Origin of the sequence: Citrobacter sp. wls827, assembly GCF_005280875.1 — a bacterium.
Lineage (GTDB): Bacteria > Pseudomonadota > Gammaproteobacteria > Enterobacterales > Enterobacteriaceae > Citrobacter > Citrobacter youngae.
Map to the genome: position 1 here is coordinate 356,983 of NZ_SZWR01000001.1, position 17,573 is coordinate 374,555.

At 55.4% G+C, this 17,573-nt stretch carries 16 protein-coding genes; 13 read left to right on the forward strand and 3 right to left on the reverse strand.

Annotated features, from left to right (window positions below; genetic code table 11):
* The first annotated feature begins 27 nt into the window (after positions 1 to 27).
* Complete coding sequence (locus FDX03_RS01660) at positions 28 to 882, forward strand: co-chaperone YbbN (RefSeq protein ID WP_116360552.1); 855 nt, start codon at positions 28 to 30, stop codon at positions 880 to 882.
* A gap of 45 nt (positions 883 to 927) precedes the next feature.
* Here the strand turns inward: FDX03_RS01660 and fetB are convergent, their stop codons facing one another.
* On the reverse strand, positions 928 to 1,707 hold the full coding sequence (gene fetB / locus FDX03_RS01665) for an iron export ABC transporter permease subunit FetB (RefSeq protein WP_016149725.1): 780 nt from the start codon (positions 1,705 to 1,707) through the stop codon (positions 928 to 930).
* Positions 1,694 to 2,371 carry an iron ABC transporter ATP-binding protein FetA gene (fetA, locus tag FDX03_RS01670; RefSeq protein ID WP_116360553.1) on the reverse strand — a complete coding sequence of 226 codons (678 nt, stop codon included), beginning with the start codon at positions 2,369 to 2,371 and terminating at the stop codon, positions 1,694 to 1,696. Before fetA ends, fetB begins: the two co-directional genes overlap by 14 nt.
* Positions 2,372 to 2,701: 330 nt before the next feature.
* On the opposite strand from fetA, the gene FDX03_RS01675 reads away from it, so the two are divergent.
* Genes FDX03_RS01675 through FDX03_RS01690 form a run of 4 tightly spaced genes read left to right on the forward strand, consistent with a single transcriptional unit; the run spans position 2,702 to position 6,924 of the window.
* Positions 2,702 to 3,619, forward strand: coding sequence for an SPFH domain-containing protein (locus FDX03_RS01675; RefSeq protein ID WP_003021835.1), 918 nt, complete (start codon positions 2,702 to 2,704; stop codon positions 3,617 to 3,619).
* Positions 3,616 to 4,074, forward strand: coding sequence for an NfeD family protein (locus FDX03_RS01680; RefSeq protein ID WP_137345389.1), 459 nt, complete (start codon positions 3,616 to 3,618; stop codon positions 4,072 to 4,074). The genes FDX03_RS01675 and FDX03_RS01680 overlap by 4 nt, the downstream gene beginning before the upstream one ends.
* Positions 4,075 to 4,093: 19 nt before the next feature.
* Positions 4,094 to 6,238 (forward strand): hypothetical protein, encoded by a 2,145-nt coding sequence (locus FDX03_RS01685; protein ID WP_137345390.1) that lies wholly within the window; start codon positions 4,094 to 4,096, stop codon positions 6,236 to 6,238.
* A complete protein-coding gene (locus FDX03_RS01690; RefSeq protein WP_048212391.1) occupies positions 6,208 to 6,924 on the forward strand; it encodes a DUF3142 domain-containing protein in 717 nt (238 codons plus the stop codon). The genes FDX03_RS01685 and FDX03_RS01690 overlap by 31 nt, the downstream gene beginning before the upstream one ends.
* Here FDX03_RS01690 and cueR read toward each other — a convergent pair.
* On the reverse strand, positions 6,921 to 7,331 hold the full coding sequence (cueR, locus tag FDX03_RS01695) for a Cu(I)-responsive transcriptional regulator (protein WP_003021822.1): 411 nt from the start codon (positions 7,329 to 7,331) through the stop codon (positions 6,921 to 6,923). The genes FDX03_RS01690 and cueR overlap by 4 nt on opposite strands.
* 290 nt (positions 7,332 to 7,621) lie before the next feature.
* Between cueR and FDX03_RS01700 the strand changes: the two genes are divergently transcribed.
* The 8 genes from FDX03_RS01700 to copA all read left to right on the forward strand — a co-directional run bounded on the left by FDX03_RS01700 (position 7,622) and on the right by copA (position 17,539).
* Positions 7,622 to 9,766, forward strand: coding sequence for a TonB-dependent receptor (locus FDX03_RS01700; RefSeq protein WP_137345391.1), 2,145 nt, complete (start codon positions 7,622 to 7,624; stop codon positions 9,764 to 9,766).
* A gap of 2 nt (positions 9,767 to 9,768) precedes the next feature.
* Positions 9,769 to 10,593: a hemin ABC transporter substrate-binding protein gene (locus FDX03_RS01705; protein WP_137345392.1), complete on the forward strand. Its 825-nt coding sequence runs from the start codon at positions 9,769 to 9,771 to the stop codon at positions 10,591 to 10,593.
* 18 nt (positions 10,594 to 10,611) lie between these two features.
* Positions 10,612 to 11,949 (forward strand): heme anaerobic degradation radical SAM methyltransferase ChuW/HutW, encoded by a 1,338-nt coding sequence (hutW, locus tag FDX03_RS01710; RefSeq protein ID WP_137345393.1) that lies wholly within the window; start codon positions 10,612 to 10,614, stop codon positions 11,947 to 11,949.
* Positions 11,950 to 11,961: 12 nt separating this feature from the next.
* The gene (gene hutX, locus FDX03_RS01715; RefSeq protein WP_003847520.1) at positions 11,962 to 12,456 is read left to right on the forward strand and encodes a heme utilization cystosolic carrier protein HutX; all 495 of its coding nucleotides are present in this window, start codon (positions 11,962 to 11,964) and stop codon (positions 12,454 to 12,456) included.
* On the forward strand, positions 12,456 to 13,079 hold the full coding sequence (gene chuY, locus FDX03_RS01720) for an anaerobilin reductase (RefSeq protein ID WP_048212395.1): 624 nt from the start codon (positions 12,456 to 12,458) through the stop codon (positions 13,077 to 13,079). Before hutX ends, chuY begins: the two co-directional genes overlap by 1 nt.
* 51 nt (positions 13,080 to 13,130) lie before the next feature.
* Complete coding sequence (locus FDX03_RS01725) at positions 13,131 to 14,123, forward strand: iron ABC transporter permease (protein ID WP_212724548.1); 993 nt, start codon at positions 13,131 to 13,133, stop codon at positions 14,121 to 14,123.
* The gene (locus FDX03_RS01730; RefSeq protein WP_137345395.1) at positions 14,120 to 14,890 is read left to right on the forward strand and encodes a heme ABC transporter ATP-binding protein; all 771 of its coding nucleotides are present in this window, start codon (positions 14,120 to 14,122) and stop codon (positions 14,888 to 14,890) included. Before FDX03_RS01725 ends, FDX03_RS01730 begins: the two co-directional genes overlap by 4 nt.
* A gap of 147 nt (positions 14,891 to 15,037) precedes the next feature.
* Positions 15,038 to 17,539 (forward strand): copper-exporting P-type ATPase CopA, encoded by a 2,502-nt coding sequence (copA, locus tag FDX03_RS01735; protein WP_137345396.1) that lies wholly within the window; start codon positions 15,038 to 15,040, stop codon positions 17,537 to 17,539.
* Positions 17,540 to 17,573: the final 34 nt, after the last annotated feature.

The window sequence follows — 17,573 nt, forward strand, 5'->3', positions numbered from 1 at the left end:
AAGAAATCGACAAAAGAGAGTAACTCCATGTCCACACAGAATATTGTTAACATTAACGAATCTAACCTGCAGCAGACCCTTGAACAGTCGATGACCACGCCGGTCCTGTTCTATTTCTGGTCTGAGCGCAGCCAGCACTGCCTGCAATTGACGCCGGTACTGGAGAGCCTTGCCGCCCAGTACAACGGCCAGTTTATTCTCGCCAAGCTCGACTGCGACGCCGAGCAGATGATCGCCTCTCAGTTTGGCCTGCGCGCCATCCCTACGGTTTATCTGTTCCAGAACGGTCAGCCAGTGGACGGATTCCAGGGCCCACAGCCGGAAGAGGTTATCCGCGCGCTGCTGGAGAAAGTGTTGCCGAGCGAAGACGAGCTGAAAGCGCGTCAGGCAATCGAGTTTATTGAGGCTGGTAATCACGCCGACGCGCTGCCGCTGCTGAAAGAAGCCTGGCAGATCTCCAACCAGAGCAGCGAAATTGGCCTGCTGCTGGCGGAAACGCAAATCGCCCTGAACCGCTCTGACGAAGCCGAAGCGGTGCTGAAAACCATTCCGTTGCAGGATCAGGACACCCGCTATCAGGGGCTGGTGGCGCAGATCGAACTGCTGAAGCAGGCGGCGGATACGCCGGAAATCCAGCAGCTGCAGCAGCAGGTCGCCAGCAATCCACAGGATGCGGCGCTGGCAACTCAACTGGCCATCCAGTTACATCAGGTCGGACGTAACGAGGAATCACTGGAACTGCTGTTCAGCCACCTGAAGAAAGATCTCACTGCTGCCGACGGTCAGGCACGTAAGACCTTCCAGGAGATCCTTGCCGCACTCGGAACCGGCGATGCGCTGGCCTCAAAATACCGCCGCCAGCTGTACGCGCTGTTGTACTAATCTGCCGCATTTGCCGGATAGCGCTAGCCGCCATCCGGCATCACATCACGTCTTCTTCAAATGCGTTACGACTAATTGGTGGCGCGAATTGTAGAATTTCCGATAAGTCAGGTAGCAGGCAATAATGGTCGACAGGCTGGCGGTAGAAAGCAGCATAAACGTCACCATAATCTGATACTTAATCGCTTTTACTGGATCAATACCCGCGAAGATCAATCCGGACATCATCCCCGGTAAACTCACCAGCCCTACCGTTTTAGCAGAGTCGATCGTTGGGATCAGCGAGGCGCGAATGCTGTCGCGAATCAGCGCCGCGGAGGCCACTTTCGGCGTCGCGCCGAGGCTGAGTTTTTCCTGAATTTGCTGCTGTTCGCTGTTAAACCGCTGCCCCAGATTGTTGTAACACAGCCCCACTGCTACCATCGCATTGCCTGCAATCATGCCGGAGATCGGGATGACCTGCATCGGCGTGAACTCGATAGAGCCAGACAAAACCAGCACCGCCAGCGTTAATCCCGCCCCCACCGTGATAGCGATAAACGACGAGAGGAAAGCTTTATCAATATATTTACTGCGCTTTTGCGCGTTATAAGCCGCGTTAAAGCAGATAAACAGCACCATCAGTAAGGTCAGAATGCTGTGGTTAACGCCAAAAATATATTTCAACACATAGCCGACGATAATAAGCTGAACCACTGCCCGGCAAACGCTCCAGAGAATATCTTTCTCCAGCGCCAGTTTTTCTTTGTGGCTAATCAGGATCGCCACCACCACCAGCATCATCGCTAATGCCAGGGACTCATTGGTAATATTATGCTCGTTCATTGCGTGCTTCCTGCATTTCTCCGGCGTGCGGTTGAAGGGTTATGACATTATCCGCATGCGTAATTTCATCTTTGTCGTGCGTCACCCACAGCACCGCAATATTCTTATCGCGAACATAGTGGTGAATTAATTCGTTCACATTACGTTTATTAGCCTCATCCAGCGCGCTGGTGATTTCATCAAGCAGCAGGATTTTGGGCAGAAACTGCAAATTACGAATTAGCGAGACGCGCTGCTTCTCGCCACCGGACAGCTCATTTATGCTTTTTTTGAGGATCGTCTCGGGGAGATCAAAATGGGCCAGATCGCTCAGAAACGCATCCGGCTCCGGACGTTTATTACGGATTTGCCAGGGGAAAATGAGGTTGTCGTAAACGGTGTCACCAAACAAAGCGGGCGTTTGCGCGCAATAAGAGACCTGCTGGCGATACGTTTCCGGCTTGAGGGTAGCTATATCCTTGCCTTCAAAGAGAATTTCACCGGCAGTCGGACTCATTAATGACGCCACAATCTTGAGTAACGTACTTTTCCCGCAGCCGGACTGGCCGGTAATCAGCTTAAATTCTCCGGCGCGGAGATCAAAACAGATGTTATTGAGAACCTGCGTCTCCCCTGCCTGCCATGCGACATTTTTTAACTGAAGCAGAATGCTGCTTTCTTCCATTACATATCCCTTTTTTACCTCTTTCATGCAGACAGTCTATACCCAAAATAATTCGAGTTGCATGAAGGCGGCAAGTGAGCGACAAATTCGTCAGGAACGAATTTGACCAGCTTAAGGCTGGCCTCCGGTGAGGGACATGGATGTCCCTCATTAATCTCCAGGAGCATAGCTAACTATGTGACTGGGGTGAGCTAACGTAGCTAACGCACATGCAACTTGAAGTATGAAGGGTATATGTCTGTAATTTATTATAAGGGAACCCCCCTTGATTAATCGGGTATAATTTGATTAATGAGGCAGTAAAGGACAGCACAACAGGAGGTTTCATCAATGCTCATTTTTATTCCTATTCTTATTTTTGTCGCGCTGGTCATCGTCGGCGCTGGCGTCAAAATCGTCCCGCAGGGATATCAGTGGACGGTAGAGCGTTTTGGCCGTTACACCAAAACCCTGCAACCGGGTTTAAGCCTTGTTGTGCCGTTCATGGACCGCATTGGTCGTAAGATCAACATGATGGAACAGGTGCTTGATATCCCTTCTCAGGAAGTCATCTCCAAAGATAACGCCAACGTCGCCATTGATGCCGTGTGCTTTATTCAGGTGATCGACGCGCCGAAAGCGGCCTATGAAGTTAGCAACCTGGAACTGGCGATTATCAACCTGACCATGACCAACATTCGTACCGTTCTCGGTTCGATGGAACTCGATGAAATGCTCTCCCAGCGCGACAACATCAACACGCGCCTGCTGCATATTGTTGATGAAGCCACGAATCCCTGGGGCATCAAAATCACCCGTATCGAGATCCGCGACGTGCGTCCTCCGGCCGAACTTATCGACGCGATGAACGCGCAGATGAAAGCCGAACGTACCAAGCGCGCCTACATTCTTGAGGCCGAAGGGATCCGTCAGGCAGAAATCGTCAAGGCCGAAGGTGAGAAGCAGTCGAAGATCCTTAAAGCGGAAGGTGAACGCCAGTCCGCGTTTTTACAGGCTGAAGCGCGTGAACGTTCCGCAGAAGCCGAAGCTCGCGCAACGCAGATGGTTTCTGAGGCTATTGCCGCCGGGGATATTCAGGCCGTGAACTACTTCGTGGCGCAGAAGTACACCGAAGCGCTGCAACACATCGGTTCGTCAAATAACAGCAAAGTGGTGATGATGCCGCTGGATGCCAGCAGCCTGATGGGCTCCATTGCCGGGATTGCCGAACTGGTTAAGGACAGCGCCAGCGAGCGGAAAAAATCATGATAGCGATGATTCTGGTGCATCCGCACATCTTCTGGCTCAGCCTCGGCGGTTTGCTACTCGCCGCCGAGATGCTGGGCGGTAACGGCTATCTGCTGTGGAGCGGCGTAGCGGCGGTAATTACCGGCCTGGTGGTGTGGCTGGTCCCGCTTGACTGGGCGTGGCAGGGGGCGATGTTCGCCGCCCTCACCCTGCTGGCGGCGTGGCTGTGGTGGAAATGGCTGGCAAGGCGCGTTCAGGAGCAAAAACCCGCCGACAGCCATCTTAACCAACGCGGGCAGCAGTTGGCTGGCCGTCGATTTATTCTGGAAACTGGCCTGGTCAATGGCCGTGGACATATGCGCGTCGGCGATAGCTCATGGCCCGTCAGCGCCCGCGACGATTTGAGCGCAGGAACGCAGGTTGAAGTCATAGCCGTTGAAGGGATAACCCTGATTATTAAAGCGGTATCACACTAAAAAGACAGGAAATAAGACTATGGTCAGGAAGACACCCCTTGCCTTTGCCCTTTGCACATTACTGACCGCCGCCCCGCAGGCATTCGCCTCTTTCGATATGGAAGACTGCAAATGGAGCGACGACAGCTGCCTGCTGAAAGGCACGCCGACCTTTAATCCGGAAAACGACAGCCGCGATAACCTGCTGCGGCTGCTGAGCCAGGAAAAATCATTTGCTCTGCCGGTGCAATCAATGCCAGCGGATATCACCCGCTCCCGGGATTTCTATTTTGCCTATCATCCGCAGTGGGATGACGTTGCCCCGCCGCCAGCCGCTACTCCAGTATCCGGCGAAAACAGCCCACTCTCCCGACAGATGGCCGAACTGAACATTAGCGCAGACGAAATAAACGTCAACGACGCTGAGCTTGAGAACCGTCATGTTTCGAATAACACCGGGAGCGTCAGCGCGTTTTTTGCCGCACTGCTGGCCGACTCGACGTTAACGACGGAACAGCGCCAGGCCTTAGCCCAGGCACGTACGGGGCTGCTATCCGGGGCAACCCGCGAGCAAATTGAGTCTTCGCTTGCCCCCCTCCCGGCGGATTCACCCGCTCAGTCCTATAAAAATTATCTGGCCGCGGCCGCCAGTTTCTATGCCGGTGATTATGCCAGCGCCGAACGGGATTTCACTCAGCTTGCCAAAAGTGAGCGTCCGTGGCTGGCAGAGACCGCGCAATACATGCTGATGCGTGCGGCGTTGAACAAGAGCAGCCAGAACAGCGTGGGCGAGTACGGCGATTTTGATATTGCAAAAATTAACCGCGAGGACGCGACTCAGGCTCAGATGCAGGCGCAAGCCTATCTGCAACGTTACCCGCAAGGCCTGTATGCCGACTCCGCGCGCGGTATGCTGCGTCGCATCAACTGGTATTTACAGGCGTGGCCGCAGCTGGCCGGGTTGTATGAGCAGACGCTCCAGCAGTCGACTGACGCTCGGCAACTGCGTGAAATTGTCATCGAATACGATAATGTCTACGGTATGGCGTTCTACGAACAGTCCGTGGTGGAAGCCTTCCCCGATGCGCCGCATGTCAGCTATATCGAACTGCTGCGCGCGCTGCGTCTGGATAACAACAGTAAACCCACGCTGACCCAGGCGCAGCTCGATGCCAGCAAACCGGTGTTTGAGCAGAGCCAAAAATTGCCGCTATGGCGCGATCTGCAACTGAATCTGTGGCTGGCGACGGAGAACTACGCGGCGATTATTCAGGCCGTTACGCCAGCGCAGAAACTTGCCGCTCACGATACGCTCGCCTTCAGTGAACAGGTACTGTACGGCGAAGCGCTGATGGGCCAGAAGAACTGGCGCGCGGCGCGTGATTTCTGGCAGCAGTTGCTAAAACTCAGCCAGGACAACGAACAGCAGCAGTATGTACAGGCTAAGCTCGCCGCAACGCTGGTTTATAGCGGCGACGTGGCGGCGGTTTTTGCCCCAGAAAGCGCAGTAACCAACCTGCGTTTTCGCTCGCAGATACTGAAAACACAGGCCTCGCCTGAACTGCTGCGCCAGCAGGCCGTCCATGGGCCTAACAATGAAGAGCGTACCATCGCCCTGCATACGCTGCTGGTACGCGATCTTACCGAAAACCGCTTTGGCGACTGGTTGAATGACAGAAAACTGGCCAGCGCCATTACTCCACCGGTTATTGGCGACGCGTTTGCTGACGTTAATCTGAGTATTTTCGACTGGAACGGCGACGCTGCCGAGCGCGGTTACACCTGTCGCAGCCTCAATGAAACGGTAACGGTATTGAGCAAAAAAGCGGATGATGCCCACGCGCTGAACTGCTTAGGCGAATTCTTCCGCACCACGCAAACCCACGTCGATTTGTGGAAAAACAGTGCTGGCAACGACGTACTTGAATCAGCAATATCGCGCAAGGAGCCGTTCGGCCAGTTCGACAGGCAAAGCTACTATCAGCAGGTAATCACTTCGCCAAAAGCAGAGGTTGAAGACAAGAGCTTCGCGCTGTATCGCGCCATCATGTGCTATGCGCCGTCAGGTTCTAACGAGTGCGGCGGTGAGGAAGTGGATAAACTGCAGCGTAAAGGCTGGTTCACCCAACTGAAAACGCAATATCCGGGAAGTCCGTGGGCGCAAAAACTCAAATACTACTGGTAACCGCGCTGCTGGTCGGACAGGCACAGGCGGCGGATATCGTCGCCGCCCGTGAACATCCGGCCTTCTGGCTGTGGTCCGGCGTGAAGGCCAGTGATGAGCTGAAAGACGCACAAACGGTCTATCTGCATCAGGGTGAGGTGCTGATTCGTTCGGGTAACGTGGTTTTCCAGCGTCTCGGGCTGCCGGTCAGCCGCCTGTCTTTTCCCTCAATCTGGCTGACCGTGCGCTTTACCACGCTCGACGTACCGGAGGCGATCCCGGCTCGCATCATAAGATTGATGCAACGCTGGCAGACCGCCGGGAATCACGTGGTCGGCCTGCAGGTTGATTTTGACGCGGCGACCCATCAGCTTGCCGATTACGCCCGCTTTCTGCAGCAATTACGCCAACAGCTACCGGCCGAGTTTGCACTTGGCGTGACTGGACTTCTGGATTGGGCAAAAACGGGCGACGTCGCCACGCTGAATGCGCTGGCGGTCGATGAACTGGTGGTCCAGAGCTATCAGGGCCGTCATACGGTAACGAATTATCAGGCGTATCTGCCTGCACTCAGTCGTCTGCGCATTCCGTTTAAGCTGGGGCTGGTGCAAAACGGTAGCCGGGACCCGCAGGCTGAAGCGCAGCTTGAGAAATCCCCGTGGTACCGCGGCACGGTGGTATTTATGCTTAATCCCCCTCGCCGTTAAGCCTTTGCTTTATGGTGGCAGCAGCCGGAGAGGTTATCGATTATCGGGCATTCGGCGCTGTCATCGCCAGGGCAACTCTCCGCCAGTGCCAGCAAATGCAAGCGCATGGCCTGCAGCTCGCTGATATGCCGCTCAATGTCCGCGACCTTTTCTAAGGTACGCTTTTTCACATCTGCGCTATGACGCGCCGGATCGTTAAACAGATTCACCAGTTCGCCGCACTCTTCGAGATTAAAACCCACCTGGCGTGCCTGGCGCAGCAGCGTCAGTTCATTCAGATGCTGTTGGTTGTATGTGCGATAACCATTTTCGCTACGCAGCGGCGGCGTCACTAAGCCTTTTTCTTCATAAAAGCGTATCGCTTTGCTGGTCAAACCGGTTCTTTTCGCAACATCGCTAATATTCACATTTCCCCCGCGGATCTTGTTGGTACTGAGCCCCATTATAGCCCAGATTGTCGTAATGATTTACCCGAGAACTCTGCACATTTTCCACCATCACCGCGATGCACAAATCCTTTTAATTCACATTGTTATATCCGATTCAGATCACATTTATGCATTTAATGACTGCACGAAATTGACTCAAATCAAAAGATATATTGGTTCTACATCTTTCATCTTGAACAAAGGGAAACAATTTTATATATAAACGCGAATGATAATGATGATCATTTACATTCAACAAAGGTTCTCTTATGTTGCCACGGAATAACCAAAGGCCATTTATTCTTTCAGCCCTGACATTATGCATGTCCGGCGCCGCTTTTGCAGCTACCTCTCCAGCACACGCTTCTACGTCCGACGAAGACACGGTGATCGTCACGGCTAACCGCACAGAAAGTAGTCTTTGGGATAGCCCGGCAACCATCCAGGTTATCGATCGCCAGACGCTGCAAAATTCCACCAACGTTTCTATTGCTGATGATTTACAAGATATTCCCGGCGTCGAAGTCACCGATAACGCCCTCGCAGGGCGGAAACAAATTCGTATCCGTGGCGAAGCCTCTTCGCGGGTGCTGATTTTGATCGACGGCCAGGTCGTCAGTTACCAACGTGCCGGACAAAACTACGGAGCCGGTTTGCTGATTGACGAATCCGCGCTGGAACGGATTGAAGTGGTCAAAGGCCCCTATTCTGTCCTCTACGGTTCGCAGGCGATTGGCGGCGTCGTGAACTTTATTACCAAAAAAGGCGGCGATAAGCCCCTCGGCGGCAGCGTTAAGGCTGTTTATAACTCCGCAACGGCAGGATGGGAAGAATCAGCAGCGGCCTGGGGCAGCATCGGAAACTTTGACTACCGCATCAATGGCAGCTATTCCGACCAGGGCGACCGCGACACACCTGACGGAAGATTGCCCGACACCAATTTCCGTAATAACGGCCAGGGCGTGTGGCTGGGTTACAACTTCGATCGCCACAAAATTGGGCTCTCCCTCGATCGTTACAAACTGTCCACTCAAACCTGGTTTGACGATCCGGAAGGCCAGTTCGACGACTTTAGCGTCAAAATTCCTAAGCTGGAACGCGAGAAAATCGGTCTTTTCTACGACTACGCGGCCGATGGGGATTACCTGAAGAACATCCATGTTGACGCATACACCCAGACAATAGAGCGCAAATTTGAAAACCGGGTCAAAACGACCCAGGTTATCCCCAGCCCGATGATTAAAGCGCTGACGGTCAGCAATCAGACCAATACCAACGACAAACAGTATACCCAGGGGGTAACGCTACAGAGCAACTTCTCCCTGCCTGCTAACAACGAGCTGGTGATTGGCGCTCAGTACCAGCATGACAAAATAAAACAGGACACGGACGGCAGCACGCGCCAGACCGCGGCTACCGGCTTCTTCGATACACAAACCCGCACGCTGTCATACAACGAAGCGGAGCAAAGCAACACCTCATTGTTCGCGCAAAACGACTGGCGCTTTGCCGATGACTGGACGTGGACCGTGGGCGCCCGCCAGTACTGGCTGTCTTCGAAGCTCAATCGCAACGATACGCAAACTATCCAAAGCAGCGGCAGCACCTGGCAATCCACCGGAGGAAATTCCGTTCACGATGATGAACTGGTGACCTCAACCAGCCTACGCTATTCCGGTTTTAAAGATCTTGAACTCCGGGCTGCATATGCCCAGGGCTATGTCTTCCCTACGCTGACTCAGTTGTTCACACAGACGTCCGCAGGTGGCAGCGTGACCTACGGCAACCCAAACCTGAAGGCGGAACACTCGAATAACTATGAGCTGGGCGCGCGGTATAAAGGGAATATGTGGCTGATAGACGGCGCCATTTATTACTCCGAAGCTAAAGACTATATCGCCAGTCTGGCTTGTTCAGGTCAACCCGTATGCAGCGGTAATACCACCTCTTCACGGGGCGGCTATTACTACTACGACAACATCGATCGGGCCAAAACCTGGGGCATGGAACTCACCGCAGAATACAACGGCTGGGCAGTTTCACCTTACCTGAGCGGTAATCTCATTCGCCGTCAGTACGAAGGCAATACCCTTAAAACCTGGGATACCGGCGAACCCACTCTGACCGGGCGCGTCGGCCTGAAACATACCTGGTTGATGAACGTCGCTAACCTGACGTCCGATGTCTTTATCCGCGCAGCGTCCAGCGCCAAAGATAATACCGGCACCACGGAAATCAACTACCCAGGCTGGGCCACGCTTAACCTTGCATTCAACACCGAGTTCGGTCCGCAGGATCAGTATCAGGTCAACCTCGCGCTCAACAACCTGACCGACAAGCGTTACAGAACCGCGCATGAATCTATTCCAGACGCTGGTTTCAATGCCGCCGTTGGCTTTGCGTGGAATTTCTGACGATGAAAAAACTCTTGATTGGCTTACTGAGCCTCGCCTGCGTTTTCAGTGCCCAGTCCGCCGACCGCCTGGTAGTGGCAGGAGGCTCGCTTAGCGAACTGATTTACGCCATGGGTGTCGGCAACCGGGTGGTCGGCGTCGATGAAACCACCTCGTACCCGCCCGAAACTACTGCACTCCCACATATCGGCTACTGGAAGCAGTTAAGCAGCGAGGGCATTTTATCGCTGCATCCGGACAGCTTTATCACCTGGCAGGATGCAGGCCCTCAAATCGTGTTGGATCAACTTAGGGCGCAAAAAGTTAACGTCGTGACGTTGCCGCGCGTCCCGGCCACCGTTGAGCAAATGTACGCCAACATCCGGGAACTGGCTCAAACCCTGCGCATTCCTGAACAAGGTGAGACGTTGGTCAATCGCATTCGTCAACGTCTGGATCGCGTTCAGCACAGCGTGGCAGCGAAAAACGCGCCGGTCAAAGCCATGTTCATTCTCTCCGCTGGCGGCAGCGCGCCACAGGTCGCCGGCAAGGGTAGCGTTGCCGATGCCATTATGACCCTTGCGGGCGCACAAAATGTCGCCACTCACGCACAGTACAAAAGCTACAGCGCGGAATCGCTGATCGCCGCCAACCCAGAGGTGATCGTGGTGACGTCGCAAATGGTGGATGGCGGTCTGGCTCGTCTGAGCGCAATCGCCGGTATTACCCACACTGCAGCCTGGAAAAACCAGCGCATTGTGGCGGTAGACCAGGCGCTGATTCTGGGTATGGGGCCGCGCGTCGCCGATGCGGTTGAAGCCCTGCACCAGCAATTCTGGCCTCACTAACTGGATTTATAAAGAACAATGAAAACTGAACACTCGCTGGATCTCACCGCGCATTTTGCGCTCGAGGGAAGTCAGCCCTTTAAGGATCGCCGCGCCACGATGCCCTGGCGTGGGGCGATCCCGGTTGCCAAAGAGCTATTGTCACAAACCTGGCAGGATGTCATCAGCCAACCCACCCCGCCGCGTAAACGGCTGGTGTACTTGCATATCCCTTTTTGTGCAACCCATTGTACTTTCTGTGGGTTTTATCAAAACCGCTTTGAAGAGGATCACTGCGCCCGCTATACCAACGCGCTGCTGCGCGAAATAGAGATGGAAGCCGATAGCCCATTGCATCAGTCGGCCCCGATTCACGCCGTCTATTTTGGCGGCGGTACACCGTCTGCGCTATCGGCACGGGATCTGGCCAGAATCATCACCGCACTGCGTGACAAGCTACCTCTGGCGCCGGACTGCGAAATCACTATTGAGGGGCGGGTACTCAATTTTGACGATGCGCGAATAGATGCCTGCCTTGACGCTGGCGCCAATCGATTTTCGATCGGTATTCAGTCTTTTAACAGCCGGATCCGCAAGAAAATGGCGCGCACTTCGGACGGCCCGACCGCGACGGCCTTTATGCAGGGGCTGGTAAAACGGGATCGAGCCGCCGTGGTGTGCGATCTGCTGTTTGGTCTGCCAGGACAGGACGCAAAGGTGTGGGGCGAGGATCTGGCGATTGCTCGCGACATCGGCCTCGACGGTGTAGATCTTTATGCGCTGAACCTGATCCCTAATACACCGCTTGGCAAAGCGGTTGAAACCGGGCGCACAACCGTTCCCTCTCCTGCCGAACGCCGCGATCTCTATCTTCAGGGCTGCGATTTTATGGACAGCGCGGGCTGGCGCTGCATCAGTAACAGCCACTGGGCGAGAACGACGCGGGAACGCAATCTGTACAACCTGCTGATTAAACAGGGAGCAGACTGTCTGGCATTCGGCTCTGGCGCAGGAGGGTCAGTCAATGGCTATTCCTGGATGGTCGAGCGCAACCTGACCACATGGCATGAATCCATCGCCGCCGGAAAAAAACCGCTAATGATGATGATGCGCACCGCCGAGCGTGGTTTCCAGTGGCGACACACCCTCCAGGCCGGTATCGAAACGGCCCGCGTCCCGCTGGATGAACTGACGCCTCATGCACAAAAACTGGCCCCGCTACTGACCCAGTGGCATCACGCAGGACTGACGCGAGATGCCAGCACCTGTGTACGCCTGACCAATGAAGGGCGTTTTTGGGCGAGCAATATTTTGCAGTCTCTTGATGAACTGATTCAAACACTTAACGCGCCGCGCATTGCGGTAGAGCAACCATAAAAGGAGTGAATTATGAGCCATGTCTCTTTACAGGATTTTTTGAAAACTGAGCCGGACGGTACGCTGGAAGCTATCGCAGCCCAGTACAACACCACGCTGCTGGAGGTGGTGAAAAACCTCCCCTCCCCGACGCTGGTTTCCGGCAGTCAATTTGATACCGTCTGGGAAACCGTCAGCGAATGGGGCAAAGTCACCACCCTGGTCCATACTGCTGATGTCATACTGGAATTCACGGGTGAATTACCTTCAGGATTCCACCGCCACGGTTACTTCAACCTGCGCGGCAAAAAAGGCATGACCGGTCATATCAAGGCAGAAAACTGCACACATATCGCCCTGATTGAACGCAAATTTATGGGCATGGACACCGCGTCCATTCTCTTCTTTAACCAGGCGGGTAGCGCTATGTTCAAAATTTTCCTCGGTCGGGATGAGCATCGTCAGCTACTGGCCGACCAGGTCAGCGCCTTTCACGCGCTGTCTTCATCCTTAAAGGAACATGCCTGATGGCTCCATGGCTCATTTTTGGTGCGGGTGGTAGCGGCGTCGGCGCGAAAACGCTGGCACTCGCACTGGCGGAACAACGTCCGGTGATTGCCGTCGTTCGCAACGCGCAGGTCGCTGCCGGGTTGCAGGAAAAAGGAGTGCAGGTCTTCATTGGCGACGCCTGCGACAGCCAGGTCACCGCCTGTGCCTGTCGCGCAGCGGGTCAACATGCCACGGTGATCTCCTCCATGGGCGGTGCCGAGGATTATCTGGCGCACAGAACCGTCATTGATGAAGCAGAAAAAGCGGAGATCAAACGCATGATTCTGGTGACTTCGCTTGGCTGTGGCGACAGTTGGCCCTTTTTATCCCCACGCGCCAGGGCCGCATTTGGTCAGGCTGTACGGGAAAAATCGTTGGCTGAAAGCTGGCTACAAACCAGTCAACTGGACTACGCCATTCTCCGCCCCGGCGGTTTACTGAACGGTGCAGCCACAGGTCAGGCGCAACGGATACAGGCCGAGGAGTGCCATGGTTTTGTGATGCGCGCAGATGTTGCCAGGCACATTCACGAACTGGCTACAGCTCCGTCACTCAATAACCAGATTTACAGTTTGGTTGAGCCAGGACTGAAACCCGCGTAAACCCCTCGCGGCGCGGGAACTTCGCGCCGCAAAGACGTTATGGAGCGTTGCGTGCTTAAGGACTCGCTTTCTTCCGTCAGCATTCTGACGGGTCTTTCTCTGTTGTTGGTCGCTCTGATGCTCTTCGGAGCCAGCCAGGGGGCGCTGAACATTAGCTTCAGCGCGCTGTTCAACGACGAATACCGTGACATCTGGTTGAACATCCGCCTGCCCCGCGTGTTGCTGGCCGTTCTGGTAGGCGCAGCGCTGGCAACGGCAGGGGTTATCATGCAGGGGCTTTTTCGCAATCCGATGGCCGATCCTGGCCTGCTTGGCGTCAGTAGCGGCTCCGCGCTGATGGTCGGCATCGCGATAGTTATCCCCTTTTCGTTTCCCGTGGTGTTGGTACTGTATGAGCAGATGATTTTTGCCGTCGCAGGCAGCATGGTGGTCTGCACGATTATTTTCCTGATAAGCCAGCGTCATAGCCACGGCGGAATGATGCAACTGCTGTTAGCCGGTATCGCTATCAATGCTCTGTGCGGTTCAGCTATTGGCGTGCTGAGCTATGTGGGCGATGAGCAGCAGCTACGTCAACTTACGCTGTGGATGATGGGCAATCTCGGCCAGGCCCAGTGGCCAACGCTGCTGGTTGCCAGTACCTTTGTTCTTCCAGCCATTGCTATCACCGTTTGTATGGCGGGCACGCTTAATTTGCTGCAATTGGGTGATGAAGAGGCGCATTACCTCGGCGTGAACGTCAAACGTAAGCGCCAGCAGTTACTGGTGCTCAGCTCGCTTCTGGTTGGTGCTGCCGTTTCCGTCAGCGGCGTAATTGGCTTTATTGGCCTTGTGATCCCGCATCTGATCAGAATGACTACCGGCGCCGATCATCGCTGGTTGATTCCCTGCTCTACATTGGCGGGCGCCTGTCTACTCCTGATTGCCGATACACTGGCCCGCACTCTGGTGCAGCCTGCCGAAATGCCCGTTGGCCTGTTAACCAGCCTGATCGGAGGACCGTATTTTCTGTGGTTAATCCTGCGTAGCCGGAGGGTGTCATGATCGTCGCAGAAAATCTGATCTACAACATTCATGGCAGACGATTGACCGACGATGTTTCCCTGACGCTACCCCAAGGAGAGATCGTCGCGATCCTTGGCCCGAATGGCGCCGGGAAATCGACGCTGCTACGCCAGCTCACGGGTTATCTGCAACCTCACAGTGGGCGCTGTAGCTTATTCGGCAAGCCACTAGACGAGTGGTCAATCACCGAGCTGGCAAAAACCCGTGCGGTGATGCGCCAGAACAGTCATATGGCCTTCCCGTTTAGCGTTCAGGAGGTCATTCGCATGGGCAGGCATCCGTATCGCACGCGCAATACGGGCGATGAAACGGAGCACATCATGACGTTGTGTGATTGCCAGGCGCTGGCCGCGCGCGATTATCGGCATCTGTCGGGAGGAGAACAACAGCGGGTACAGTTGGCACGTCTGCTGGTTCAGCTTTGGGAGCCCGAACCTGTGCCAAAATGGTTGTTTCTCGATGAACCCACCTCCGCTCTGGATATTCACCACCAGCAGCACCTTTTTCGTCTGCTGCGTCGTCTGGTGCGTGAACGGCAGTTTAGCGTCTGCTGCGTCCTGCACGATCTCAACCTCGCAGCGCGTTATGCCGACCGCGTGGTATTGATGGAACGCGGCAGGATTGTTGATAACGGGTATCCGCAGGATGTCCTGAAGCAACGGGCGCTGAACGCGCTGTACGGTGCCGATCTCACGGTCATAAATGAACCGGAGCATCGAACGCCGCTTATCGTCCTCAATCAATAACAGACCGGGAACGCTCTGAGGTGACGTTCCCGTTTTTCCCCCTTCGCCTCCTTTTTTCATCTTTTCTAAAAACACCCTTGACCTTCCCCTTGCTGGAAGGTTTAACCTTTATCACAGTCAGTTAAACCTGCAATGAAGGAGTTGGTTATGTCTCAAACAATCGATCTAACCCTGGACGGTTTGTCCTGTGGTCACTGCGTAAAACGCGTTAAAGAAAGTCTGGAACAACGTCCGGATGTTGAGCAAGCGGATGTCACCGTGACAGAGGCCCATGTTACCGGGAGCGCCAGCGCAGAAGCGCTGATTGAAACCATCAAACAAGCCGGTTACGGCGCGGAGTTAAGCCACCCAAAGGCTAAACCGCTGACGGAGTCATCAATCCCGTCGGAAGCACTGGCAGCGGTCCCTTCCGAGCTTCCGGCAGCTACGGCTGATGATGACAGCCAACAGTTGCTGTTAAACGGCATGAGCTGCGCCAGTTGTGTGACCCGTGTACAAAATGCATTGCAAAGCGTACCGGGCGTCACCCAGGCACGGGTAAACCTGGCGGAACGCACTGCGCTGGTAATGGGCAGTGCCTCCGCCGCAGATTTAGTGCAGGCGGTGGAAAAAGCCGGCTATGGCGCGGAAGCGATCGAAGACGACGCTAAGCGCCGCGAGCGTCAGCAAGAAACCGCCGTGGCAACCATGAAACGTTTTCGCTGGCAGGCGGCCGTCGCGCTGCTGCTGGGTATCCCGGTCATGGTATGGGGAATGATTGGCGACAACATGATGGTGAGCGATGACAACCGCAGCCTGTGGCTGACGATTGGTCTGGCAACGCTCGCGGTGATGGTTTTCGCGGGCGGTCACTTTTACCGCAATGCGTGGAAAAGCCTGATGAACGGCACCGCGACCATGGATACGCTGGTCGCGCTGGGCACGGGAGTAGCATGGCTCTATTCCATGAGCGTCAACCTCTGGCCGCAATGGTTCCCGATGGAAGCACGACACCTCTATTATGAAGCCAGTGCGATGATTATCGGTCTGATTAACCTCGGACACATGCTGGAAGCGCGGGCTCGCCAGCGCTCGTCCAAAGCGCTGGAAAAACTGCTCGATCTGACGCCGCCGACCGCACGCGTCGTTACTGACGAAGGTGAAAAGAACGTGCCGCTGGCAGACGTTCAGGCGGGAATGTTGTTGCGCCTGACCACCGGCGACCGCGTGCCGGTCGATGGCGAAATTACCCAGGGCGAAGCCTGGCTGGATGAAGCGATGCTGACCGGTGAGCCGATTCCGCAGCAAAAAGGTGAAGGCGATAGCGTCCACGCCGGTACGGTCGTCCAGGACGGCAGCGTACTGTTCCGCGCCAGCGCCGTTGGTAGCCACACCACGCTATCGCGCATTATTCGTATGGTGCGTCAGGCGCAAAGCAGTAAGCCCGAGATTGGTAAGCTGGCCGACCGTATTTCCTCGGTGTTCGTTCCGGTCGTGGTCGCCATTGCGCTGGTGAGTGCGGCTATCTGGTATTTCTTTGGACCTGCGCCGCAGATTGTCTATACGCTGGTCATCGCCACCACCGTTCTGATTATCGCCTGCCCGTGTGCGCTGGGTCTGGCAACGCCGATGTCGATTATTTCCGGCGTGGGGCGTGCCGCTGAGTTTGGGGTACTGGTACGTGATGCCGATGCGCTGCAGCGCGCCAGCACGCTCGATACCCTCGTCTTTGATAAGACCGGGACGCTGACCGAAGGCAAACCGCAGGTTGTCGCCATCAAAACGTTTGGCAACACCGATGAAGCGCGGGTAATTCGTCTGGCTGCAGCCCTTGAACAGGGTTCCAGCCACCCGCTGGCCAGGGCGATTCTGGACAAAGCAGGCGATGTCTCGCTGCCGCAGGTCAACGGTTTCCGTACGCTGCGCGGGTTAGGCGTCAGCGGCGAGACCGAAGGTCATACGTTGCTGCTGGGCAACCAGGCACTGCTCAATGAACAGCAGGTAGATACCACTGAAATGGAAGCTGAAATCACCGCTCAGGCTTCCCTGGGTTCAACTCCGGTGCTGTTGGCGATTGACGGTAAAGCCGCGGCGCTGTTAGCGGTGCGTGATCCACTGCGTAGCGACAGCGTGGCAGCGCTCCAGCGCCTGCACCGCGCCGGGTATCGTCTGGTGATGCTGACCGGCGACAACCCAACGACCGCCAACGCCATTGCCAAAGAGGCGGGTATTGATGAGGTGATTGCGGGCGTTCTGCCAGACGGTAAGGCCGAGGCGATCAAGCGTCTGCAGAGCCAGGGGCGCCAGGTCGCCATGGTCGGCGACGGTATCAATGATGCACCTGCGCTGGCGCAGGCCGATGTAGGGATTGCCATGGGCGGTGGCAGCGATGTGGCGATTGAAACCGCTGCGATCACGCTGATGCGTCATAGCCTGATGGGCGTTGCGGATGCGCTGTCTATCTCCCGGGCAACGCTGCGCAATATGAAGCAGAACCTGCTCGGCGCATTTATCTACAACAGCATCGGCATCCCTGTTGCCGCTGGGATCCTGTGGCCGTTCACCGGCACGCTGCTCAACCCGGTAGTCGCCGGGGCGGCGATGGCGCTTTCTTCCATCACCGTGGTGAGCAACGCGAACCGACTGCTGCGCTTCAAACCTAAAGAGTAACCCTTTGCCGGATGGCGCTATCAACTGCGCCATC